Origin of the sequence: Myxococcus sp. CA033 (assembly GCF_013336625.1) — a bacterium.
Lineage (GTDB): Bacteria > Myxococcota > Myxococcia > Myxococcales > Myxococcaceae > Myxococcus > Myxococcus llanfairpwllgwyngyllgogerychwyrndrobwllllantysiliogogogochensis.
Genome location: NZ_JABUMU010000006.1, coordinates 466,930 through 490,188, shown reverse-complemented (window position 1 = coordinate 490,188; position 23,259 = coordinate 466,930). Strand labels below are relative to the sequence as shown.

The 23,259-nt window shown below is 69.7% G+C and carries 18 protein-coding genes; 9 read left to right on the top strand and 9 right to left on the bottom strand.

The features are described 5' to 3' along the window. Positions 1-34: 34 nt before the first annotated feature. Complete coding sequence (locus HUA78_RS19300) at positions 35-1,294, bottom strand: hypothetical protein (RefSeq protein WP_141648794.1); 1,260 nt, start codon at positions 1,292-1,294, stop codon at positions 35-37. A gap of 855 nt (positions 1,295-2,149) precedes the next feature. Between HUA78_RS19300 and HUA78_RS19295 the strand changes: the two genes are divergently transcribed. From HUA78_RS19295 to purL, 5 genes are all read left to right on the top strand, one after another. After that, on the top strand, positions 2,150-3,661 hold the full coding sequence (locus HUA78_RS19295) for a hypothetical protein (protein ID WP_254614344.1): 1,512 nt from the start codon (positions 2,150-2,152) through the stop codon (positions 3,659-3,661). Positions 3,662-3,698: 37 nt separating this feature from the next. Further along, on the top strand, positions 3,699-4,541 hold the full coding sequence (locus HUA78_RS19290) for a metal-dependent hydrolase (protein ID WP_174476869.1): 843 nt from the start codon (positions 3,699-3,701) through the stop codon (positions 4,539-4,541). Between the two features lie 71 nt (positions 4,542-4,612). Then, entirely contained in the window at positions 4,613-5,914 is a 1,302-nt protein-coding gene (locus HUA78_RS19285) for a hypothetical protein (protein WP_174476868.1), read from the top strand. Positions 5,915-6,003: 89 nt separating this feature from the next. Then, positions 6,004-7,182: an NAD-dependent epimerase/dehydratase family protein gene (locus HUA78_RS19280; RefSeq protein ID WP_174476867.1), complete on the top strand. Its 1,179-nt coding sequence runs from the start codon at positions 6,004-6,006 to the stop codon at positions 7,180-7,182. Between the two features lie 281 nt (positions 7,183-7,463). Next, positions 7,464-11,375 (top strand): phosphoribosylformylglycinamidine synthase, encoded by a 3,912-nt coding sequence (gene purL, locus HUA78_RS19275; protein WP_174476866.1) that lies wholly within the window; start codon positions 7,464-7,466, stop codon positions 11,373-11,375. A gap of 60 nt (positions 11,376-11,435) precedes the next feature. Here purL and msrB read toward each other — a convergent pair whose 3' ends face one another. Further along, positions 11,436-11,861: a peptide-methionine (R)-S-oxide reductase MsrB gene (gene msrB / locus HUA78_RS19270; protein ID WP_141648294.1), complete on the bottom strand. Its 426-nt coding sequence runs from the start codon at positions 11,859-11,861 to the stop codon at positions 11,436-11,438. Between the two features lie 212 nt (positions 11,862-12,073). Between msrB and HUA78_RS19265 the strand changes: the two genes are divergently transcribed. Further along, a complete protein-coding gene (locus HUA78_RS19265) occupies positions 12,074-12,490 on the top strand; it encodes a CBS domain-containing protein (protein ID WP_141648295.1) in 417 nt (138 codons plus the stop codon). Positions 12,491-12,543: 53 nt separating this feature from the next. On the opposite strand, the gene thrS is transcribed toward HUA78_RS19265, so the two are convergent. The 5 genes from thrS to HUA78_RS19240 all read right to left on the bottom strand — a co-directional run bounded on the left by thrS (position 12,544) and on the right by HUA78_RS19240 (position 17,839). Continuing rightward, positions 12,544-13,746 (bottom strand): threonine--tRNA ligase, encoded by a 1,203-nt coding sequence (gene thrS / locus HUA78_RS19260; RefSeq protein WP_174476865.1) that lies wholly within the window; start codon positions 13,744-13,746, stop codon positions 12,544-12,546. 268 nt (positions 13,747-14,014) lie between these two features. After that, on the bottom strand, positions 14,015-14,389 hold the full coding sequence (locus HUA78_RS19255) for a hypothetical protein (RefSeq protein ID WP_174457277.1): 375 nt from the start codon (positions 14,387-14,389) through the stop codon (positions 14,015-14,017). Positions 14,390-14,513: 124 nt separating this feature from the next. Further along, the gene (locus HUA78_RS19250; RefSeq protein WP_141648298.1) at positions 14,514-14,780 is read right to left on the bottom strand and encodes a hypothetical protein; all 267 of its coding nucleotides are present in this window, start codon (positions 14,778-14,780) and stop codon (positions 14,514-14,516) included. Between the two features lie 116 nt (positions 14,781-14,896). Next, the gene (locus HUA78_RS19245) at positions 14,897-16,759 is read right to left on the bottom strand and encodes an OPT/YSL family transporter (RefSeq protein ID WP_174476864.1); all 1,863 of its coding nucleotides are present in this window, start codon (positions 16,757-16,759) and stop codon (positions 14,897-14,899) included. A gap of 54 nt (positions 16,760-16,813) precedes the next feature. Continuing rightward, the gene (locus tag HUA78_RS19240; RefSeq protein WP_174476863.1) at positions 16,814-17,839 is read right to left on the bottom strand and encodes a hypothetical protein; all 1,026 of its coding nucleotides are present in this window, start codon (positions 17,837-17,839) and stop codon (positions 16,814-16,816) included. A gap of 83 nt (positions 17,840-17,922) precedes the next feature. Here HUA78_RS19240 and HUA78_RS19235 point away from each other — a divergent pair, with 83 nt between their 5' ends. The 3 genes from HUA78_RS19235 to HUA78_RS19225 all read left to right on the top strand — a co-directional run bounded on the left by HUA78_RS19235 (position 17,923) and on the right by HUA78_RS19225 (position 20,816). Further along, positions 17,923-18,741 (top strand): methylase, encoded by an 819-nt coding sequence (locus tag HUA78_RS19235; protein ID WP_174461741.1) that lies wholly within the window; start codon positions 17,923-17,925, stop codon positions 18,739-18,741. 202 nt (positions 18,742-18,943) lie between these two features. Beyond that, positions 18,944-20,428 (top strand): carbamoyl-phosphate synthase, encoded by a 1,485-nt coding sequence (locus HUA78_RS19230; protein ID WP_246137714.1) that lies wholly within the window; start codon positions 18,944-18,946, stop codon positions 20,426-20,428. Between the two features lie 46 nt (positions 20,429-20,474). Further along, entirely contained in the window at positions 20,475-20,816 is a 342-nt protein-coding gene (locus HUA78_RS19225) for a hypothetical protein (RefSeq protein WP_141647877.1), read from the top strand. A gap of 17 nt (positions 20,817-20,833) precedes the next feature. Here HUA78_RS19225 and HUA78_RS19220 read toward each other — a convergent pair whose 3' ends face one another. Then, positions 20,834-22,291: a pyridoxal-dependent decarboxylase gene (locus tag HUA78_RS19220; RefSeq protein WP_174476862.1), complete on the bottom strand. Its 1,458-nt coding sequence runs from the start codon at positions 22,289-22,291 to the stop codon at positions 20,834-20,836. Beyond that, positions 22,288-23,139, bottom strand: a complete 852-nt coding sequence (locus HUA78_RS19215) for a glycosyltransferase family 2 protein (protein ID WP_141647875.1) — start codon at positions 23,137-23,139, stop codon at positions 22,288-22,290. The genes HUA78_RS19220 and HUA78_RS19215 overlap by 4 nt, the downstream gene beginning before the upstream one ends. Positions 23,140-23,259 lie beyond the last annotated feature (120 nt).

Here is a 23,259-nt window from a genome sequence, read left to right as displayed (position 1 = left end):
ATGGCCTCCGCCCCGAAGTCATGGCGGTGCGGAATTACTGACCGATCAGCGCCCTGCAGCCCGCGTCTTCCATGTTCCAGCGGACGCGGCCCAGCTCGAAGCCGTCCAGGAGGCAGGTGACGTTCATGTTGGTCTTGACGGTGAAGTCCGTGGGACCCGGGTTGTACTGGATGTAGGTGACCTCGTTGCGCTCCAGGATGAGCTTCTCGTAGTTGGCGCGCATGGTGAAGATGGAGTTGGTCTGGTTGGAGACCTGGCCGTTGACCGGCGTCGTGTAGCGGCGGACCTCGTTGAACAGCTCGTCCTGGAGGCGGGCCTGGACGGCGTTCACGACGTTGATGAAGTTGGAGTCATTGGGCGCGGTGGGGCCCCAGACGCCGTTGTTGAGGTACTCGATGCGGATGCCGCACGCGTTCTCGGACGAACACGTGACCAGGCGCTCGAAGAAGGCGCGAACTTCGATGTCCACGCAGGAGCTCAGGTGGAACGCCGCGAAGGCGCTGGCCTGCTCGAACAGCGAGCGCCAGTTCACCGTGAAGCGCGCCTGACGGGTCACGTTGTGGGTCTTGATGTCCCAGTCAATCTGGGCCGTCATGATGTTGTCCCACTGGGCGCCCGTGGCCATCAGGGCGCGCAGCTGGTTGGTCCAACCGGGCAGGGTGGTGGCCTGGAAGGAGATGTCCTGCGCGACGACGCTGCCGCCGAGCGCGGGCAGGGTGTTGAACTTGTACATCACGTTGGTGTTGATGTCGTACGGCTGGGTCGGGTCCAGGTGGGTGAAGCAGTTGGGCACCGGGACGTCGCGGCCGTTGACGACGATGATCTCCATCTCGCAGTCGATCTCCACGCGGCCGTTGACCGGCGCGTACCCGGAGAGGACGAACTGGGTGGTGGAGCGGTTGGCCGGAGCCGGGGCAATCTGGAAGCCCTTCGCCGCGGCCTCCGTCGACAGGCGGTTGAGTGCGCCCAGGTCGCTGGTGGTCGAGAACGAGCCGCCCAGGTTCGCCAGCTCCATGCCCGCGAAGAAGCCGAACACGGGGATGAAGGAGGTGATCTGGAAGCGGGGGACGGGGTTGGTCGTCGTGGGCGACTGGACGGCGATGCCGCCGCGGCGCGGGACGTAATAGACGAGGTTGAGGTTGTCCGTGTCGCCCAGGAGCGTGAACGCGTCCTGCACAATCGGAGAGAAGTGCTGCGACATCGGCCTGGCGGCGGGGGACATCGGCGCGGCGAGGGCTTGCGTCGCAGAAAGCGACAGCGCGGCTACGGCGGTAGCGGAGAGGAACTTCTTCATGAGAGACATTCCTTTGCGTGGCGTGAGGACTGGAGGGCGCACCCTTCCCGTGCCTGCGAGCCCAGGGCTCGCAAACCGCGTGTTGGCGTCTTCGGTTCCCCGCCATGCGAGCGTGGGTACCGAGGCCGTTCCGAGTGCTGTGTTTGGACTCCCCCCCATTTGTCCAAGGGCGATGATTGGACTTGGACGATGGCATCCTACCGATTGCGGGCCAGACTGCCAGTGCGGGTTAGGCTAAATCGACTTTGTCTTGAAAGGTTATTTTGTCGGTGAAATCTGGTTTGCTTTTGTTTGTGGTTTCCCGAGGGGTCCGACGGATTCACCGCCCCTTCCATGGCGGATGCGTGTCAATGACGGGGCCTCACGGCAGGAGCACGAAAGGGTGTGTGGCTTCACTGGGAGGCGATCTGCGTGAAAACCGCACGTCCGCCCGCGTCGTGGCTTGAGCACGTGAGGCCAAGGCCGGTGGGGGCCGGGCGCGGAGATCGGAACCGTGAGGCACGGTGCCTGCGCGCCAACGGCGGCCCGAGGTGTCCCGGTGGTGCACCGTGCCTTGTCGCCGGCCAGGCGAGCGCGTCGCACCAGGTAGGGCCGCTGGGAGCGGAAGTCTTCTGTCCCGCTGCTCGCGCCGAGCTGGAGTGCGCGGGTGACACTCGCTCCGCGTGCGTCATGCCGCGACTCGCGTGAGGAAGGTGGGTGTGAGTGAGCGCGTGAGTCGTTCACCACCCGTACGAGTGCGTGAGACATGGATGATGAAGGGGCACGACATCGTCACCGCGCGGAGGAAGTGTCCGCTACACTGCACGGCCAATGCTGTGGGTCACCTCACCGGTGGGCTTGCGCGGGACACGTGCCATGGACGGCTCTGGTTCCATCCCTTCCTTCGCCGTGCGCCGTGGCGAGGACGCGCTGGCTCGCGTGCGGGACTCGATGGCGCACAAGTTTCCCCACTTCCTCCCCGTGGCGCGTCGGTCGCTGTCCGCGCTGGTGGGCTTCTGTGATGGCTGGCAGCGGACGTTTCCGGCGCGCCAGGCCTCGGGCGTGGTGCCGGAGCTGACGAGCTGGGAGCGCTTCCTCTCCACGGAGCCTCGCACGCGGCGCATCATGTTGACGGTGCAGCCCCTGGGGGTGGACACCTCGACGGGCACCTGGGCCCCGGTGCTGCTCGCCCAGGTGGCGCGCTGGCATCGGGACACGCGAGGGCGCCGTTACAACCAGCCCACGGATGTGTGGCTCGCGGGGCTGGGGCGTGAGGGGCTGGACGCCCGGCAGCGTGTCTCCGACGACAGCGTGCTCACAGTGGCCGTCACCAGCGAGGGCGGAGGCTTTCGGATGGCCCGGCTGCCGTTGGATGACGCGCAGCTGACTCCGGAGGCGGTGGCCGGGCGGCTTGCGGACTGCGCGCCGTGTACGCTCGCCGAGGCGCGTCGGGCCGGGTGGCATCCCCAGGTGGTGGTGGACGTCGCGGGCCGGGGGCGCAGCGCGTGGACGTCGCATCTGCTGACGACGAGCACCTGGCTGGGCGCCCGGGTGGAGCCTGGAACCGGCTCGCTGGAGCTGGCGTTCGACCATCTGGTGATGGATGGCAGCGCGATGATGGAGGTGTCGCGGGCCATCGCCTCGGCGCTGCCCCGGAAGGGACGCGCGGCCGCTGATGAATGGCTCACGGGGGCCGAGGACCCCTCGCCGCTCTTGCGCGTGGAGCTCCCGGAGCGGCTGGACTTCCGCAACCTCGCCTGTGCCTCGCTGGTGGCGCTGGGGCGCTCCAGCGGGGGACTGCTGCGCTCCGACAACCCCACCATGCTGGTGCCGGTGTTGCCGGATGCGCCGTCGTCCGTGGCGCGGCCCTGGCGGCGCATCCGCATCGCGGTGATTCCCACCAGGACGAGCCAGGGGCCGGTGACGCCCGAGCAGGTGTCCTTGCTGCTGGAGCGCACGCGCGGGGAGGGCGGGGTGTTGGAGGATATCTTCTCCACCTTGTATTCGCCGGCGCTGCCCTGGTGGATGCCGTCGCTGACCACGCATGGCTTCGCCTTCACGCCGGGACTGCGACAGGTGGCCACCGCGCTGTGTGGCAACGCCCTCTTGTCGAAAATCACCATCGAGGTGGAGGACGAGGCCGCCCTGGAGCGGCACCTCCCCATCTACTTCAACACCATGCGGCCGCTGCCCGCCGTGGGGGGCGGTGTGGCCCTCTGCGTGACGGAAGTGTTGTGCGCGACGCGCAAGGGCGTGCGCAAGCGCTTCTTCGGCGCTATCGCTGGCAGCGGCCCCTTCACCGCCCGAGAGCGGCTCACTGCTTTTCGGACGGAGCTCGAGCGCGAGGTGCTGCTTCGTGCCCGTCCCCCGATATCCCCTTCCCCCTGACCCGCCGTCCCCTCCGGCGCAGAGAGTCCCCCCACTCATGGTCAATCCCCCCGACCCTGGCCGCATCGTCCCGCGACTGAATCTGAAGTTTCACTTCGACGCCACGTTCCCCCGCGTGTGGCATCACAACGGTCTGGGTTCCACGCAGCTATGGAACGGGCTCAACATGCTCTTCCCCGAGGGAGAGCGGTTCATCGTGCGCAGCGTCAATCACTACCTTCATGCCCTGGATGACGGGCCGGAGCTGCGCGCGCAGGTGAAGGCGTTCTTCGCCCAGGAGGGCAAGCACGCGCGGGAGCACCAGGACTACATCGAGCTGCTGGAGTCCCAGGGCTACGTCATCTCCGGCTTCATGCGGGCCTATCACCGCATCGTCTGGGGCTTCATCTTCAAGTACTTCCCGCCGGTCCTGCGGCTGTCCATCGCCGCCGCGCTGGAGCACTACACGGCCATCATGGGCGAGAACACGCTGACGCTTGGCGTGTTCGCGGATGGCCACCCGGCCATGCGCGCGCTCATCGAGTGGCACGCCGCCGAGGAGATTGAGCACAAGTCCGTGGCCTTCGACGTGCTGCGCAAGGTGGCGCCCGGCTATGCGCTGCGGGTGACGGGGATGTGCGCGGCCGTCATCGCGCTGTTTGGCCTGTGGTTCGCGGCCACCGTGACGCTGCTGCGCCAGGAGCCCGGGCTGGGGTGGACAGGGGTGTGGCGCGAACTGCGGCGCGCCCACGAGAAGGACCCGGTCCTGGTGCGGGTGGTGTGGCGCGGCCTCAAGGAATACCTGAGGCCCTCCTTCCATCCGTTGGACAACGACAACCTGCACATCGCCCGGGCCCACCTGGCGACGCTTGAAGAGCCCTCCCGCGCGGAGGCCGCCTGAGCCGTCCCGCCGAGCCCACCACGAGGACTCCCGGAAGCACGAGGCGTCCTCGCGGGCGGAGGCTGCTCACGATGTTGACCTCTCCGCGACTGGCCGTCGCCGCCCTCCTGTCCGTGGCCGTTCCGTCGGGCGCGGGGGCCTTCTGGGTGAAGGACCACCACGCGTTGACCGAGGCCGCCATTGAACGGGCCCTGGCGGCGGGGGGCCCCCGCTCCCTGGCCGCGCACCGGGACGCGGTGCTGCACGGCGCCACCGCCGAGGACCTCAACCTCCACGTGAAGTGGACGGGCTGGCACCACTTCTACCGGCCGGAGGGCGCGCTGGACTCCTCCTTGCGCGCGGGCTCCGACGCGCGCGTGCGGATGCTCTGGGAAGAGGCCCTGGATGCCGCGCGAGGGGGAGATTGGGCGCGGGCGTGGGACAGGGCCGGGCATCTGGCGCATCACATCCAGGACGTGGCCTCGCCGCCGCATGTGGTGCCGGTGAATCATGGCTTCGCGGATGGCTTCGAGGGCTGGGGGCTGCGCGACGTGCTGACGCGGCTGCCTTCCCGCGAGGTCGAGCCGCTGCCGGGGCCCGAGGCGCAGCACGCGCTCGCGAGCGAGACGCTGGAGGTGGTGCGCACCCAGTTCCTGCGCGCGGAGGACGGCGTCGAGCTTCCCTGGAGCACGTTCTGGGTGGAGCCGGATGCCCGGCGTCCGGGTTCCTTCGGTGTCTACGGGAGCGTGGGCAATGCCTTCGGTCAGGCCGAGCCTCGCTGGAAGGACGGCGCGCACCGCGTGGCGCCCGCGACGTACGACGCCTTCATGGCGGACCGGGCCGCCGCGGCGGTGGCGTATACCCAGGCATTCCTGACGTGGGCGGGCGCTCGCTTCGAGGAGGTCGCCGCACCGGACGCACCTGCCTTCGCGGCGCGAGGGTTCATCCCGTCGCCGGAGCTGTCGCTGCAGGCGCTGGGCGGCATGACTCAAGATTCGCGAGGCGGCACACCCGTCGCGGGACTGCGCGCGGGGCTGCCGTTGCCGCATGCGCTGCGGCTGTCGGTGGAGTGGACGCGGGGCCTGGGGCTGGGGAGCCGTCCGCCGCCAGCGGGTGGGTGGAGCCTGTCGGTGTTGTCTCCGCCGCTGTGGGCCTGGCGACCGGCCTATTCCGTGGGCGTGGACGTGCGGGCTTCTCTGGGCGTGGGGTTGTTCTCCCAGGAAGGGGGGACTCGCTTCGGCGTGCCGGTGGGACTGCGCGCGAGTGCACTGCTCGGCGGGCCGTTCCTCGCGAGCACGGAGCTGCGCTACCTGGGGCTGCGTCCGCTCTCCAGCGAGTGGACCCATGGGTTCGCGTGGACACTCGGCTTCGGTGTCGCACTGGGTGACCGCTGACGCGTGAGATGTCTCGGGAATGAAACGCGAATCGCCGCGTTGTCGCGCGCGTCCCCCCGAGTGCATCACGGCCCCTTGGAGCCGTTGTCATGAAGACTTCGCGAAGGAAGTTCCTGCAGTACTCCGCCGCGGGCGCGTCGCTGCTCGCGCTCGGACCCGAGGCGATGGCCGCGTCGAAGAAGGGCGCGAAGAAGCGCATCCTCATCCTGGGCGGCACGGGGTTTCTGGGCCCCGCCGTGGTGGAGGCCGCGAAAGCGCGGGGCCATTCGCTGACGCTCTTCAACCGCGGCAAGACGCGCCCCGAGCTCTTCCCCGACGTGGAGAAGCTGCGCGGCGACAGAGACCCGGACAAGGACGAGGGACTCAAGGCGCTGAAGGGGCGCAAGTGGGACGCGGTGGTGGACACGTCCGGTTACTACCCGCGCATGGTCCGCGCCTCGGCCGGGCTGCTGGCGCCGAACGTGAAGCAGTATGTCTTCATCTCCAGCGTGTCCGCCTACGCCAGCGACAAGACGCCGCGCGAGGACGAGAGCGGCCCCACGGCGACGCTGGCGGACCCCACTGTCGAAAGCATGGGCAAGGACTACGAGTTCTACGGAGGACTCAAGCGCGCGTGCGAGGAGGCCGCCGAGGCCGCGTTCCCGGGACGCGTGGCCAACATCCGTCCCGGTTACATCGTCGGGCCGGATGACCGCTCGGACCGCTTCACGTACTGGCCGGTGCGCTTCGACAAGGGCGGGGAGATGCTCGCGCCCGGGACACCGAAGGACCCGCTGCAAATCATCGACGTGCGAGACCTGGCCGAGTGGCTGGTGTTGCTCATCGAAGGCCAGGTCAACGGCGTCTTCAACGCGGTGGGCCCCGCGGAGCCGTGGTCCATGGGCGCGATGCTGGACACGTGCCGGCAGGTGACGGGGCGGGACACGAAGGTGACGTGGGTGCCCGCGGAGTTCCTGGAGAAGCAAGGCGAGACGGGCGATGTCCGTCTCCCCATCTACATGCCGCCCGCCGGCACCAGCCTGGGCACGCATCTTCGCAGCAACGCGAAGGCAGTGAAGGCGGGGCTGAAGTTCCGCCCGGTGGACGTCACCGTCCGCGACACGCTGGCGTACTTCAAGGGGCTGCCCGAGGAGCGCCGGAACAAGCCGCGCGCGGGGCTGCCCGCGGAGCGTGAGGCGGAGCTGCTGGCGCTGTGGCGCAAGGCCCAGGCTCCAGAAGAAAAGCCGGCCGCGACTCCGGCCCCCGCGGCTTCTGGCAAGGGCGGGTAGCGCCCTTGGTCGAGTGTCCGTACGGGCACTGACTCCCGCATGCTGGGCGCACCCCGGGCCGTCGCTCCCGGGGGCGTTCGCGCTTCGTGCGGCCCCGCTTCATGGTTGCCGAGTTTCCCTACCTGTCACGAGCGCCGCGCAAGCTCCGACGTGTGAGGGGCTCCCACCGTGGCCCCTGTCCGCCTGGACAGCGAGCGGGCCGGGGCGAACTCTGTCCTCGCCCGCGCGACGCACGGTGATAAGGACGGCCCGGCTGTTACCCAGGGCCACACCCAATCCCCATGTCCAGCATGCACTCCCTGCGCGGCGCTCCCGTCCTCTCTGAATTCCGGCTCGCCAAGCTGCTCGCGCAGTGCCGCGAGCAGGTGCCCTCCGTGTCGTCCGTCTATGCGGAGCACGTGCACTTCCTCGACGCCCCGAAGGCCCTCTCCGAGGACGAGCAGGCGATGCTCGGCCGCCTCCTGGAGTACGGCCCGAAGGTGCCCTCGGGCGAGCGAGCGGGCAGCCTGTTGTTGGTGGTGCCCCGCCCGGGGACCATCTCTCCCTGGTCCTCGAAGGCGACGGACATCGTCCAGAACTGCGGCCTGGGCTCCAAGATTCGACGCCTGGAGCGAGGCCTCGCGTACTTCGTGGCCGGCCCCGAAGGCCGCGCGCTGGAGCCCGCGCAGGTGGAGCGCCTGAAGCCGGTGCTGCATGACCGGATGACGCAGGCGGTGCTGGAGCGCCTGGAGGACGCGGCGGTCCTCTTCTCCGAGCACGAGCCCCGGCCCCTCACGACGGTGGACATCCTGGGCGGAGGCCGCGCGGCGCTGGTGACGGCGAACCGCCAGCTGGGCCTGGCGCTGGCGGAGGACGAAATCGACTACCTGGTGGCGCGCTTCCAGGAGCTGAAGCGCAACCCCACCGACGTCGAGCTGATGATGTTCGCGCAGGCCAACAGCGAGCACTGCCGACACAAAATCTTCAACGCGAGCTGGACGCTGGACGGCAAGCCGCAGGAGCGCTCGCTCTTCCAGGCCATCAAGAACACCTACGCCCAGCACAAGGAGGGCGTGCTCTCCGCCTACAAGGACAACGCGGCCGTCATCGCGGGGTTCGAGGTGGACCGCTTCTTCCCGGACGCGGACACGGGCGAGTGGGGGACGGTGCGCGAGCCGGCCCACATCATGGTGAAGGTGGAGACGCACAATCACCCGACGGCGATTTCGCCGTACCCGGGCGCGGCCACGGGCGCGGGCGGAGAGATTCGCGACGAGGGCGCCACCGGACGCGGCGCGAAGCCCAAGGCGGGTCTGACGGGCTTCACCGTCAGCCACCTGCGCATCCCCGGCTACGAGCAGCCCTGGGAGCAGCCCTACGGCAAGCCCGACCGCATCGTCTCCGCGCTGGACATCATGATTGACGGTCCGCTGGGCGGGGCCGCCTTCAACAACGAGTTCGGCCGCCCCAACCTGTGCGGCTACTTCCGCAGCTACGAGGCGCAGGTCGCCACGCCCGAGGGCGTGGAGGTGCGCGGCTACCACAAGCCCATCATGATCGCCGGCGGGTTCGGCAACATCCGCGCGCCGCACGTGCAGAAGGGCAAGCTGCAGCCGGGCGACAAGCTCATCGTCCTGGGCGGCCCCTCCATGCTCATTGGCCTGGGCGGGGGCGCGGCGTCCTCCATGGCGCAGGGCGCGAGCGCGGCGGACCTCGACTTCGCCTCCGTGCAGCGCGACAACGCGGAGATGGAGCGACGCTGCCAGCAGGTCATCGACCAGTGCTGCGCGCTCGGCGAAAAGAACCCCATCCGCTCCATCCACGACGTGGGCGCGGGCGGCTTGTCCAACGCGCTGCCGGAGCTGGCGCACGACAACGAGTTGGGCGGCCGGCTGGAATTGCGCGCGGTGCCCAACGCGGAGCCGGGCATGTCCCCGGTGGAAATCTGGTGCAACGAGGCGCAGGAGCGCTACGTGCTGGGCGTGGCGCCCGAGGACCTGGCGCGCTTCACCGCCTTCTGCGAGCGCGAGCGCGCGCCCTTCTCCGTGCTGGGCGAGGCGACGGAGGCCCAGGTGCTCAAGCTGTCCGACTCGCGGCTGGGCACGCCGCCCATCGACCTGCCGATGGACGTGCTGTTCGGCAAGGCCCCGCGCATGCACCGCGACGCGACGTCGCGGCCCCTGGCGCACGCTCCGCTGGCGTTGCCGGGTGACCTCAAGGCGCTGGCCGAGCGCGTGCTGAGCCACCCCACGGTGGCGGACAAGTCCTTCCTCATCACCATTGGTGACCGCTCGGTGTCGGGCCTGGTGGCCAGGGACCAGATGGTGGGCCCGTGGCAGGTGGCGGTGGCCGACTGCGCGGTGACGCTGTCCACGGTGACGAGCACCACGGGCGAGGCCATGTCCATGGGCGAGCGCACGCCGCTGGCGGTGGTGGACGCGGCGGCCTCCGCGCGGATGGCGGTGGGCGAGGCGCTCACCAACATCGCCGCAGCGCGCATCGACAAGCTCTCCGACGTGAAGCTGTCCGCCAACTGGATGGCGGCGGCGGGCAGCCCCGGCGAGGACGCGCAGTTGTACGCCGCCGTGCACGCGGTGGGCATGGAGCTGTGCCCGGCGCTGGGCCTCACCATCCCCGTGGGCAAGGACTCCATGTCCATGCGCACCGTCTGGGAGGAGGCTGGCGCGCGCAAGGTCGTGACGTCGCCGGTGTCGCTCATCATCTCCGCCTTCGCGCCGGTGCTGGACGTGCGTCAGTCGCTCACGCCGCAGCTGGTGGAGCCAGGCGAGGACACGCGGCTGCTCTTCATCGACCTGGCCAAGGGGCGGCAGCGGCTGGGCGGCTCCATCGCCGCGCAGACGCACGCGCAGGTGGGCCCCGAGGTGCCCGACGTGGAGGACGCCGCGCTCTTGAGCGGCTTCTTCGCGGCGGTGCAGGCGCTCAACGCGGAGGGCCGGTTCCTGGCCTACCACGACCGCTCCGACGGCGGCCTGTGGGCCACGCTGTGCGAGATGGCCTTCGCGGGCCACTGCGGCGTGGACGTGGACGTGGCGGCCCTGGGCGCCGACGCGACGGCGGCCCTCTTCAACGAGGAGCTGGGCGCGGTGGTGCAGGTGCGCTCGGCCGACGTGGCCCGGGTGCGCGAGGTGCTGGGGCAGCACGGCCTCGCGGCGTCCTGCCATGAGCTGGGCCGGCCGACGTCCGCGCTGGAGGTCCGCGTGCGCCACGGCGCCCGGGTGCTGCTGTCCGAGGGCACCATGGACCTGCGCCGCGTGTGGTCTCGCGTCAGCCACGAGCTGCAGAAGCGCCGCGACAACCCCGTGTGCGCGGAGCAGGAGTACGCGGCCAAGTGCGACGCGACGGACCCGGGCCTCACGCCGAAGTTGACGTTCGACGTGGGGCTGGATGTCGCCGCGCCGTTCGTGGCGAAGGGCGCCCGTCCCCGCGTGGCGGTGCTGCGTGAGCAGGGCGTCAACAGCCAGCAGGAGATGGCGGCGGCGTTCACCCGCGCGGGCTTCCTGGCGGTGGACGTTCACATGAGCGACATCCTCGCCGGGCGCGTGTCGCTGAAGGACTTCCACGGCGTGCTGGCCTGCGGTGGCTTCTCCTACGGAGACGTGCTGGGCGCGGGCGGAGGCTGGGCGAAGTCCATCCTCTTCAACCCGCGCGCGCGCGACGAGTTCGCGGGCTTCTTCGCGCGCTCCGACAGCTTCGGCCTGGGCATCTGCAACGGCTGCCAGATGATGTCCGGCTTGAAGGACATCATCCCGGGCGCCGAGCACTTCCCTCGCTTCGTGCGCAACGCCTCCGAGCAGTACGAGGCCCGCCTGGGGACGGTGGAAATCGCTCGCACGCCGTCGCTCTTCTACCAGGGCATGGAGGGCAGCCGGATGCTCATCGCCGTGGCGCACGGCGAGGGGCGCGCGGAGTTCTCCGACGCCGCCGAGGCCGCGCGCATCAACGGGCTGGGCTACATCACCACGCGCTGGGTGGACAACCGGGGCCAGGTGGCGGCGACGTACCCCGCCAACCCCAACGGCTCGCCGCATGGCATCGCGGGCGTCACGACGCGGGATGGGCGCTTCACCGTGACGATGCCGCATCCCGAGCGCGTCCACCGCACGTTGCAGCACTCGTGGCGGCCCCGGGAGTGGACGGGCGACGACGGCCCGTGGATGCGGATGTTCCGCAACGCTCGCGCCTGGCTGGGCTGAGGCGAGCGGACAGCGCCCCGACCTCGAAGATGCTGTCGAGGCCGGGGCGACACGCGCCGCCTACGCGCGGACCAGCTCCAGCGGCTGGCCTTCTTCCACGTGCTTCATCGCCACGGAGTTCATGCAGTAGCGCTGCCCGGTGGGCGGCGGTCCATCCGGGAAGACGTGTCCCAGGTGGCCGTCACAGCGGGCGCAGCGCACCTCGGTGCGAACCATGCCGTGCGAGCGGTCGCTGATCTCCGTCACCGAGTCCGCGCCGCTCAACGGCTGGGTGAACGAGGGCCACCCCGTGCCGGACTCGAACTTGGTCCCCGCCTTGAAGAGGGGATTGCCACAGCCGGCGCACACGTAGGTGCCCGGTGTCTTGGTCCCCAGGAAACACCCCGAGCCCGGGCGCTCCGTGCCATGCCTGCGCAGGACGTCGTACTCCTCGGGAGTCAGGCGCTCGCGCCACTGCGCATCGCTGAGGGTGAGCTTGTCGACCATGCCGTCACGCTCCTTTTCCCGGGTCCACGCCCGGGGTTTCTCTTGGATGCCCATCCTGCCCAATCGTCGCGCCCGCTGGCCAACCTGGAATGAGGCCCCCTGTCCGCCCGTCCGCCCTTCCTCCGGGCCCAGGGGCAGGGCGAGCACGACGCCTCCGCTGACGCCACGTTAGGGCGTAGCCCATCGTTCACACCCCCATCAGCGGAGGCGCCATGCGGATTTTCGAGCTGATGACGAAGAATGTGGAGACCATCGAGGCCGACGAGTCGCTGCGCGTCGCGGCCCTGCGGATGCGCACGTGCAACATCGGCTCGCTCCCTGTCACCGACGGCGGGCAGTTGGTGGGCATGTTGACGGACCGGGACATCACCGTCCGTTCGACGGCCCTGGGACAGGACCCCAACGAGACGCGGGTGCGCGAGGTCATGACGACCGCGCTCATCACCTGCGAACCGGACGCGACGCTGAGCACCGCCGAGCAGCTCATGGAGGACAAGATGGTGCGGCGGCTCGTCGTCGTGGATGAGGCCCGCCGGCCCCTGGGCATCCTCAGCCTGGATGACCTGGCCACCGTGCCCGCGGAGTTGATGCGCGCGGGCGCGGTGCTGGAGCACCTGCGTCACGCGTAGAAACCCCGAGGGGCGGAAAGCCGGGAGCTCCGGCCCCGCCCCTCGGTTCTTCATCAGCCCTCCGCCGCCGGCCCACACTCGGCCGCGAGCTCCGCCAGCCCCGCGTCCCAGGACACGTCCCGCTGCGAGCCGTCCCGCTTTCGCAGCCTGACGCCGTTCGCCTGCACTTCGCGCCCGCCCACCACCACGAGCCACGGGACGCCCGCCTGGTGCGAGTCCAACACCTTGCGCGACAGCGACTCGCCGCGCGCGTCCACTCGTGCGCGGCAGCCCGCGCGTCGCAGGCTGGCGGCGAAGCGCTCCGCGTAGTCCACCGCCGCCTCACCCACGGGCGCCACCACCACCTGCTCCGGAGCGAGCCACGCGGGCAGCGCGCCCCCGTGGTGCTCCAGCAACACGCCGATGAAGCGCTCCAGGCTGCCCAGCAGCGCGCGGTGAAGCATCACCGGACGGACCTTCGCGCCCGAGGACTCCTGGTAGCGCAGGTCGAAGCGCTCGGGCAGCACGAGGTCGAGTTGAATCGTCCCGCACTGCCACTCGCGTCCCAGCCTGTCCTTCAGCACGAACTCCAGCTTGGGCCCGTAGAAGGCGCCCTGACCCGGCTGGAGCTTGCAGTCCAGTCCGGCCTGCTTCGCGGCGGCGGCCAGCCACTCCTCGGCCTGGTCCCATACCTCGTCGCTTCCTACGCGGGACGCGGGCCGGCCGGAGAAGGCGACCTGTACCTCGTCGAAGCCGAAGCTCGCGTAGAACTCCTTCAGGGAGCGCGCGAAGGCCACGACTTCATCCACCACCTGCTCCGGGGCACAGAAGATGTGCCCGTCGTCCTGCGTGAACTGGCGCAGCCGGAACAGGCCATGCAACGCGCCTCCCGGCTCGCTGCGGTGCACCAGCCCGAACTCGCACAGCCGCAGGGGCAAATCCCTGTAGCTGGGCGCCATGCGCTGCACGAGCTCGATGTGGCCCGGGCAGCTCACCGGCTTCAAGGCGAGGTGGCGGTCCCCGTCCTGGAGCAGGAACATGTTCTCGCGGAAGTTCTCCCAGTGGCCGCTGCGCTCCCACAGGGGCTGCGCGTAGACTTGCGGCGTACGGACCTCGAGGTAGCCCTCGCGTTTCATTCGCTGGCGGACGCGCTCCTCCAGCAGTTGGTACAGCTTCCAGCCGCGCGGGTGCCAGAAGACCATTCCCGGTGCCTCTTCCTGCAGGTGGAAGAGGTCCAGGCGATGGCCCAGGGAGCGGTGGTCTTGTTCGTCGAGCATTGCTTCGTCTCCGGATACGGAAGGGTTGAATGCCTTGCCGGACGGAGCACTGAACGAGTGCACGGCTGCCCCGGCCGAGAAGGCGGGGCGGAAAGCCGTGCGGTCGTCAGCTCACTTCGCGACGCGCACCGCTCCACACCCGCCGTAGCGAGTCGTGGTGCGGGTGGTCGTGGTGACGATGACGAAGCTCACGAAGAGTAAAATGCAGGCGGGCCCGGGAATTGTCAACCGGACCCGCCGGACAACCCCTTGCAAGGGTGTACGCGGCTCAGCAGCTCAGCTTGCCGTTGTAGCAGGCGCAGTACGACTCGACGTCCCCCCGACAGCAGGGTTCGTGCTGCGAGCAGCGCCGGCCCGAGAGCGAGAAGCAGGGCCGGTACGTGCCAGGACAGATGGTGGGGGGGCAGTAGTGGACGACGCCATCACACGTCACGCTCTGGTTGTTCACGTAGCTGCACGTCGTTCCCGTGCAAGAGACCGACGTCCCGCCGTAGCAGGTGGCCGTGCAGGTGACGAGCTCCTGGGAAACGTCCTGGACCTCTTCCGACACGGCTTCACCGGTCGGCGTCGCGAGGTCCGCGCCGCCACAACCCATCAACGAGACACCAAGGACCGCTGCCATCATCACGATTGCGCGCTTCATGGGAATCCTTCCGGGGAGGACTTGCGTCAGACGCCCAGGGTGAGCGTCTTGTGCTTGTTTTCCCATGAATGCCGGGATGGGTGTCGAGCCTCCCCTCGCGCGGAAGTGTCCAGGCGTGGACGCCCTAGAGGCAGTGGAAGCGCTTCATGGTGGGGTCGCAGGCGCACCACAACAGGAAGTCGCCATCGCAGCAGTCCACCCGCCTGATGCAGCGTTTCCCCTCGTAGGTGGAGCACTGGGGCAGGTCACCCGGACACGTGACGAGCTCCTGGGAGGACTCCTGCGTGGGCTCCTGGGAGAGCGGCTCGCCGCCCTCTTCCGCCAGAGGCCCGCCGCATCCCAGCCACGAGACACTGAACAGCGCCACGCACAGCACGAAGACACGCTTCATGGGCTTCCCTCGGTTCGCTTCGGATGGAGCGCCGGGAATCGGTCGCTCCCCGAGAGAGACTGTGGCATGTACACTGTGAGTGCGTCAGGAATTGGCCCGCACCGGCAACTGTCAAGTCACGCCAGCAGCGAGGCCAGTCCAATCATGCCGGCGATGAGGAAGAAGAGGGACTCGCCAGCGATGAGACCGCCGCCCACCAGGGACATGGTGCTCATGTCCTCGGGGAGCGCTTCGCCCTGGCCAGGGCTGCCCGCTGCGACGGGGCCGCGCTTCTTCGTCACCGTGTTCCACACGGACGCGATGATGCCGCCCGCGCCGAACCACAGTGCCGCCGGGAAGGACACGAAGGCGCCGAAGGACGACGCGTAGGGGCTGGCCAGCACCAACGAGTCCATGGTCCAGCCCACCGCGAAGCCCGCGCGCGAGCTCTTGATGTAGCTCTGATAGCCCTGGTGACCCTGGAGCAGCTTGCGCAGCACCTGGATGCCGAAGCCGAGCCCCAGGCCGAAGAACATCGCCTGAATCTTGGCGTCCGACAGCGAGCCCAGGTCCCGGATGGCGCCCACCAGCTTGTAGGTCATGGCGGAGCCCCACTGGCCCACCGGGGCATTGGGGTTGTCGAGCTGGTTGATGGTCAGCGCGGGGTAGGCCGTCATGAAGACCTTCGCCAGACCCACGCACAAGAGCGCGCCCATGATGACGCCCATCACCTGGTAGCGGAACTGGATGACGCGGTTGGTGCCCAGGCGCCAGCCGGTGGAGCGGTCCTGCTGCATGTCGCAGCCCACGGACGTGGAGATGAGCAGGATGGTCGCCGCCATCAACCCCACCAGCGGGTTCTTCAGGCCCATCAACGACATCAACATGATGGAGATGACGAACGCGCTGGAGATGGGGTTCTGGTCGGTGATGCCGTAGGAGATGCCGTTGATGAGCACGAACAGGAGCGCCAGGGCCAGGCCGAAGGCGAGCCAGCCCAGGGGCTGCCCCAGCACGAGGGTGCCCACCAGCAGCGTCGCCGCGCCCCAGCCCACCACCCAGGCCAGCAGTCGGGGCATGTTGACCTTCTTCCACGCCGGCTCATCGCCCTCCGCGACAGTGGCCCGGGCGCGCACGCGCGCGACGGCCTGGACCGCGAGCAGCGAGAGGTCCACCGCCGCCGCGCCGCAAATCATCGCCAGACCGATGAGGAAGCCCACCTTGCGGAACGGGTCTGTCGCGCCCAGCCAGCCCAGCTCGCGCAGATAGGGCAGTTGCCACGCGCCAATGACGGCCATCAGCACCGCGGGCACGGTGATGCGACTGCCGACAATCATGCCCGCGCCCAGCGTGGCGGCGCTCGTTCCGATGGCGGCGACGACGGCGATCTTCTCCGTCATCCACGCGGCGATGGCCCCCAGCAGCGTGCCACCGCCCAGCTTGGAGATGGACGCCTTGAGCAGCCGCTTGTCCGTCAGCGCGCGCAGGATGTTGGCCACCGCGAAGCCCGACGGGTAGTCGAGCTGGAGCCGGTCCACGAGCAGCGGCGTGTAGAGCATGCCCACGCCCACCGCGAACATGCCCACGCAGCCCACGAAGAGCATCAGGTGCCAGGCGGGGGGCATCTCCATGCCCAGCCACACCATGGCCTGGATGAGCACGGACATGGCGCACAGCGAGGCCACCGACGCGGCCATCGTCTGCATGTAGTTGGCGCCGTGCTTGCCCTCCGAGCCGTAGCCGTACGTGACGGCGCTGCCGAGGATGCCCGCCAGCACCTGCCCGCCGACGAAGAAGCCCACGCTGAAGTTCATGTACGACGCGGCGATGCCACCCAGGGGCCCGAGGATGAAGAGGGCCACGGCGCTCAACAGCAGGTGGTATTTCCAGGACCCCACCGGCGGCAGCCAGCCCAGGCGCGGCTGGACCTGCTCGGGGGCGTCGGACAGCGAGGACGGGGAGGGCTCCGGGGAGGGGAGCGGGGGGGCGGAGTGTGCCATGTGCCGCGAAGGGTACCGGCGTTCCCCACCGCTGTCACAACCCGAGACGTCTCGTCACTCCTCCTGGTGGCGCAGCGCTCGCACGGCGGCGCGCAGGCGGCTCCGCCCGCGGTAGAGGTGCAGGATGTGGAACACCGCCAGGGCCACGAGGCAGAGCACGCCCAGCGTCACATAGCGGCGGATGAGGTCGCCCTCCTGCCAGCCGTGCTCATCCACCAGTCGGCTGGGGTCGCTCAGGCCCTGGCCCTCCATGCGGCCGAACGGAATCTCCTCCGCGTTCGTCCTCGCCCTCCACCAGGTGAGGAAGCCGTCCCAGAAGGACAGCGCGCCAATGGGCACCAGGCCCCAGCGCAGCGCGCGCACGTGCAGGTAGCTGCCGGGCCGCACGTAGAAGCACCCCATCAGCACCGTGCCCAGCACCAGCATCCCCCCGTCACCGCCGAAGATGACGAGCGGCAGCGTGCTCGACATGGGCAGGCCCACGGTGCAGACGAGCTGGCAGGTGAGCAGCACCACGCCCCAGGTCACCCACGCCCAGCGGCGCAGCTTCCAGCCAATCCAGGTGAGCGCTCCGAGCGCGCCCGCGAGCGCCAACGCCAGCGAGTACCATCGCTCCGAGCCCATGGAGGTCACCCAGAGCGACGGCACGGCGGGGATGCCGCACAGCCACGCGGTGACGGCGTGCCCCAGCTCGTGCACCAGCATGGTGAACAGCCGGACGATGAAGCGCAGTGAGCCGGTGGCCCCCAGATAACCCACGAGCAACGCCACGGGGACGACGATGAGCCGCAGCCGCAGCTCGTGTACGGCCTGTTCGTCGGCGGCGTCGAACGCGGCGGTCTCCAGCGGATGCGCGTCCGAGCGCAGGTCTGGTAGCGGCGCGAGCCAGGCGGGGTCCACCTCGAAGGGCGCGGGTTCCGGGGCCTGCGGGGCCGCTGCCGCCGCGGCGCGCTCCTGCTCGGCCCTGCGCGCCGCACGGGCCTCCGCGCGGGCGTAGATGATGCCGCAGCGAGGACACTCCGCCCCCTCCACGCGGGGCGCCTGACAGCCGGGGCAGGTGAGGGCGGAGGCGGGGCGCACGCGGAGGAGCCTACCGGCCCGCGCGGTCCGGAGGGAACGGGGGAGGCTTGACGCGCATGGCGCGCCTCGACGAAGTGGGAGGCATGTCCACGCTGGATGCGAAGACCCGGGGTCGCACCGCGCCGGGGCGCCTGCGCGCGCTCGATGCATACCTGTGCCGCTTCGAGCCCCGGTTGCTGTCGCGTGTCGATGGGGCCTGGGCCCGGGCCGTCTTCGTGGACGTGGGCTTTGGCGAGCATCCGTGGACGACGCTGGAGAGCGCGGAGGCGTTTCGCGTGCTCCAGCCGGAGCTCACCGTCATCGGCGTGGAGCTGGAGGAGGCGCGCGCCCTGGCCGCCCAGGTCCATGCGGGCTCGCGCACGCACTTCCGGCAGGGGGGCTTCGAGTTGCCGCTCTCGGCGGACGAGCCGGCGCGCCTCGTGCGGGCCATGAACCTGCTGCGTCAGGGACCGGTCGAGCGCGTCTCCGACGTGCACCATGCCCTGGGTCGATTCCTGCTCCCGTCGGGGCTGCTCGTGGAGGGGAGCTCGGATCCGGAGGGTTCGGTGCTCACCGCGCACCTGCTGCGTCGAGCGTCGGCGGACGGGGACGCGCCCCCCATGCGTGAGGCGCTGCTGTTCCACACCGACTTTCGCAACGGCTTCGCGCCCCTGCTGTTCCGCGACTGGCTGCCCAGGGACTTGCGCCGTCGCGTGCGTCCTGGCGAGCCCATGCACACCTTCTTCCAGGCGTGGATGGAGGCCTGGAGACAAGCGCGCGAGGCCGGACACACCTCGCCCCCCGACGCCTTCCGCGAGTCCGTCACACGCCTGGGGACGCGACTGGGCGGGGTGGCCACGGACGCGTGGCTGCTCGACTCGGGCTATCTCGTGTGGCGGCCGGAGGGCGGCGTGAGCCCCTGACGCGCGGGGCCAGCCGCTCGCGCCACGGCCCCGCGTGGCGCGACCTCACCCCATGGGTCGTCGCGCGTCGGTGGGTCGTCGCGGCGGACCCGGTCGGATGTTCCGGGGCCGAAGGGCCTGGGGGAATGGGCCCGCGGAGCAATGGACGCGAAGTGGACAGGGGCAAATGGTGGGGGGGGCGGCTATGTTGCGTGCCCAAGGTATGAAACGGCACATCCTCTCACTCCTCACCGCCGGGCTCGCTGCGGCTACCGCGACGCCTGTGTCGACCCAGGCTTCAGGTGTCGGCGCGCATGCCCAGGCCACGGCCCGCAGGGCGCCCCCGCGCCCGCGCAGGCTGGAGGACGTGGAGAGACTGGAGACGGCTCAGGTGGAGGCAGAAGACGTGAAGGTGGAACAGGCGGCGCGCCCGCGCGTGGAGGGGCGGCCGTCCGCGTTGCTCTTCTCCGCGAGCTTCTACGGCACGCTCGCCGCCGCGCGCTGCTTCGGGCGCAATGGCATTGACGTCACGGTGGCCGACCCCGGCCGTCTGGGCCCCGCGAGCTGGTCCCGCTTCGTCGGGCGGCGCGTGCAGTGTCCTCCCGAATCCCAGCCCGAGGCGTTCATGGAGTGGCTGCTGGACTTCGGCCGGAGGGAGCCGCATCGGCACGTGCTGTACCCGACGAGCGACGAGCTGGCGTGGCTGGTGTCTGTCCATGCCCGGGAGCTGTCCCAGTACTTCCACCTCTATGACCCGGGCGTGGAGGCGGTGTACGGGCTGCTCAACAAGCGCAAGCTCTTCGAGGCGGGCCAGGCGGTGGGGCTGACGCTGCCGCGCACCTGGTTCCCCGAGTCCGAGGCGGACCTGGAGGCCATCGCCCGCGAGGCGCGCTTCCCGGTCCTCATCAAGCCGACGACGCAGATTCTCTACTCCACGCACGTCAAGGGCCTGCCGGTGGCGGAGCCGTCGCAGCTGGTGGAGGAGTACCGGGCCTTCGCGCGCGACGGGTATGCGCCCATGCTGGTGAACTTCGACCCGGCGGTGGCGCGGCCGATGGTGCAGGAGTTCCATCCGGAAGCGGCGCAGGGCATCTACAGCCTGTCGGGCTTCGTGGACGAATCCGGTGAGCTGTTCGAGGTGCGGGGCGCCATGAAGGTGCTCCAGCGTCCGCGCCGGCTGGGCGTGGGCGTGTGCTTCGAGTCCGCGCCGGTGCGCCAGGACCTGTCGGACGGCCTCAAGCGGCTGTGCCAGAAACTGGGCTACCACGGTGTCTTCGAGGTGGAGTTCATCCAGACGAAGGACGACTTCCTCCTCATCGACTTCAACCCGCGCTACTACGGGCAGATGGGCTTCGACATCGCCCGGGGCCTGCCGCTGCCGCTGATGGCCTACCACGCGGCGCTGGGTGACAAGCCCGCGCTCCAGGGCGTGGTGAAGGCGGCGCGCGAGTGGACGGGGAAGGGCGAGGTGTTCTGCAACCGGATTGCGTTGGAGATGTTGCTCAACCTCCAGCGGCTCTCCGGCGCGCTCCCCGTCGACGAGGCACGTCAGTGGCGGCGCTGGCTGGGCGAGCACCGGGACGTGGCGGTGGATCCGCTCATCGACTCGGATGACATGATGCCCACGGCAGTGGAGGTCGCGCAGATTCTCTACGGCTCCGCGCGCCACCCTCGCGCCTTCCTCCGGATGATGGTGCTCAACCGGTAGTGGGGGACAACGCTGGCTGCATGGGCAGCCAGCGGAGGGGCTTGCGATGTGGCTTCCGCTCGAAGAGCGCACCCTGGTCGAGACCTTTCGGCGTCAGCCATTCCCATCGGGGAGCCCTTCTCCGGTGCTGGTTTGTCTGCTGGAGCGGCTCCAGCGGCTGGGAGGCCTGCGCGGTGTGTTCGCAGTGACCGGGATGGGGCAGCTCTCGCTGACGACCGCGCCCCACCACGGGGTGCAAGAGGCGCACGACTCCGTGGCGGTCTTCGCGCAGGGCGTTGCCTACTTCGAGGCAGGCTCCCGGCGGAGCACCTCTGGGAGATGGTGCCGGGAGGAAGAGCTACTGGACCTCGTCGAATGCCACCTGCTGCGCCTCCTACGCCATGAATAGGGGGCTCAGGGGACTGTTCAGGCGGCTTCCGTCTTGCTGGGAGTCGCCGCCGCGCCCGTCACGGTGTCGAGGGCAATCTGGTCCTCGAACGTCTCCGCCCGGCGCAGCAGTCGTTCCTTCCCGTCGTCCAACGCGATGATGGCGGGCTGGGGATAGGAGAAGGACGTGGCGAACGGCACGAAGTAGGCGCCAGCGTCCATGATGGCCAGCGTGTCGCCCTCGGTCAGCTCTGGCAGCCGCTTCGCGTGGTAGAGCGTGTCGCCCGGCGTGCAGATGGGCCCCACTACCGTGTACACACGCGACGCGGGAGCATCCGGCCGGTCCACGTGGAAGAGCTGGTGGTACTCGTTGCGCACGCACTCGGCATGGTTCACGCCCGCGTCGAGCACCGCCCAGGTCCGGTCGTCACCCTGCTTGAGCGTGTGCACGCGGCCCAGGAGCAACTGCGTGTCGCCCGTCATGGCGCGCCCCGGCTCCAGGAAGATGCGCGGACGCTTGCGTCCCCGCTGCGCGTAGTGCGACTCCACCAGCTCCACCGCGAGCGCCACATAGCGGGAGATGCCGAGCGCCCCTTCCGGGTCCGGCGCGGGCACGTCACGGAAGAAGGTGAGGTTGAGCCGCCAGTCGCGCTCGGCGATGTGCTCCACCGACGGCGTGCAGAGGCTGCCGCCCAAATCCAGCACCTCCAGATCCAACCCCAGCTCCTGGTGCAGCGTGTCCGTGAAGGCGAGCACCGCCTCCACGAAGCCGGTGAACTCGCCCTCCGTCCGGATGGTGGCGCCCCGGTGCGCGTGGAGCCCCACGACGTCCAGGTGTGACGACGCACGCGCCTGCGCATACGCCCGCAGCGCCGCGCCCCCGGCGATGGGCGTGCCGAACTGCGCCGCCCAGCCACTGTCCGTGCTCACCCGCAGCGCCACGCGCGGGCGCTTGCCCAGCTCGGCCGCGATGCGCGCGAACGTGCCCAGCTCCTCCGCGTGATTGGCGGCCAGCAACTGGATGCCCCGGGAGATGGCCTCTCGCACCGAGGCCTCCGACTTCACCGGGCCGTTGTAGACGATGCGCTCGGGCGCCACGCCCAGCTTCATCGCGAGCCACAGCTCGTAGGCGGAGATGATTTCGGCGCCCACGCCCATGCCGTGCAGCAGCGACAGCACACCCGGAATCGGGTTCGTCTTGTACGAGTAGAACACCTCGCAGCCGCCCGCACGTCCCTGAGGCACCGCCAGGAAGCGCTCCACGTTGCGCCGCAGCGCCGCCATGTGCACCACATGCAGCGGCGAGCCCCAGCGCTCCACCAGCGCCTTGAGCGGCACACCCTCCAGGCACAGGCCCTGGCCGGGGCGGTGCTCCAGCCCCCAGTACGACGCGGGAATCTCCGTGCGCTTGGGCGCCATGGCCCGCTGGAGCACCGGCCGCAGCGTCTGCTTCATCTGCCGCTTGGCCGTTCCGACGAGGCGATTCTTCAAGCTCATGAGACCCGGCCCTGCTTCGGCAACCGCAGCGGCAGCCGCTTGGCGACGTCGAAGGGCAGCGCACGCATCAACAACTGCAGCGCGCGGTACTCCAACACGCCGTTCGTCTTGCGGTACTTGCCGTGAATCATCTCGTTGGACTGCATCACCAGCGTGCCGTCCTTGCCCAGGTTGTGCATCAACGAGGGCCGGCCCGTGCGGTAGTGCAGGATGGGCCGGTTGACGTAGACGTGGCCGAAGGCGCGGATGCCGCGCAGGTAGAAGTCCACGTCCTCGTAGACGGGGATGGACGCGTCGAAGCCGCCCAGCGCGGAGAAGTGCTCGCGGCGCACCATGCAGGCCGAGTTCACGTACAGCGTTCCGCGAAAGAGGATGTGCGCCACCGTCCACGCGCTGTTGGGCGTCGTGGAGCCCACCTTGGCGGCCCACTCGAAGTACTCGCTCTTGTCCTTGAGCCAGTCCGCGTCGTCGCCGAAGGGCACCACCCAGCCCACCGCCACGCCCGCGTCGGGACGCGCGTCCAGCGCGCTCACCATGGCGTGCAGCGCGCCGTCCGCCAGCATGTCGTCGTCATCCAGGAAGTGCAGGTAGCGCCCGCGCGCCAGCGTCACGCCGTGGTTGCGCACCACCGCCGGACGGCCCTTGGAGGGCGGGTCGTTCACCACGTAGCGCACGCGCTCATCGCCCAGCCCCTCCACCGACGCCCGAGCGGTGCCCTCGGGCGTGTCATCCAACACGATGACCTCGACCTGGACTCCCTCCTGGCGAAGCACCGAACGGATGGCCTCCACCACTTCCTTCTCTCGTCGGTGGGTGGGCATCACCACCGAGACATCGATTGCGGACATGTCAGACTTATACGCGCTGGCGCCGGGGGCCGGGAAGACGCCTTGGTGTTCCACCGCGCGCGCGGCTTGCGCGGCTGCCTGCCCGCCGCGCAAGGTGTGCGGGCCCGCGCGTTCTCAAAC